General features: G+C 51.7%; 1 protein-coding gene and 1 other RNA gene. Both read left to right on the plus strand.

Features of this window, described 5'->3' with window-relative positions:
- A partial coding sequence (gene zapA, locus IEX22_RS16255; RefSeq protein WP_229660108.1) for a cell division protein ZapA occupies positions 1-446 on the plus strand: 446 nt, incomplete at its 5' end.
- Positions 447-486: 40 nt separating this feature from the next.
- Positions 487-625, plus strand: a non-coding RNA gene (gene ssrS / locus IEX22_RS16260) — 6S RNA; the annotation flags it as partial.

Below are 625 nucleotides of genomic sequence, written 5' to 3' on the forward strand. Positions count from 1 at the left end.
GCTACTGCCGGGATTTTGCGCCAGGGAAGCTCATAGAAACAGCAGCCGACGCAACCAAAGTGGCGCTTGTCTTGCACTTTAACGCTGAGCTAGATATATTCCGCCACAGAGCCAAAGAAAAGGATCCCGTGCGGAAGATGAGTAACAGTGCCATAGATATCACCCTGTTGGGGCGCACCTACTCCATCGCCTGTCCCCCGGGTCAGGAACAGGCACTGCAAGCGGTGGCGCAGAAATTGGAGCTGCAACTGGGCAAGATAAAGGCCCGCACCAACGCCATCAGCCGTGAGGAAATGGCTTTGATGGCCGCACTCAACATAGGCTATGAGCTCTATGAAGAGCAGCGGAAGAATCAAGATTATATGAGCCAAATGGATGATAGGATCCGTTTGCTGCAATCCACTCTTGAGCACGCATTGGTTGAGCGAAGCGCAAGAGAGGATTAAACTGAAATAGCACGAACCCTCACAGGTTCGACCCAGAATTTGCTCCCTGGGGTGTGCGACAGCTGGTAATGTCCCTGTGCCGATATTTTTAATCTCAGGGTGAATGTTTTACTGACATTGTGCATGCTCGGCGCGAACCGAGAAGCCTTAGGATGTAATCATTTACCCGCCTTGAACCT

Source organism: Tersicoccus solisilvae, assembly GCF_014643255.1.
GTDB classification, from domain to species: domain Bacteria; phylum Actinomycetota; class Actinomycetes; order Actinomycetales; family Micrococcaceae; genus Tersicoccus; species Tersicoccus solisilvae.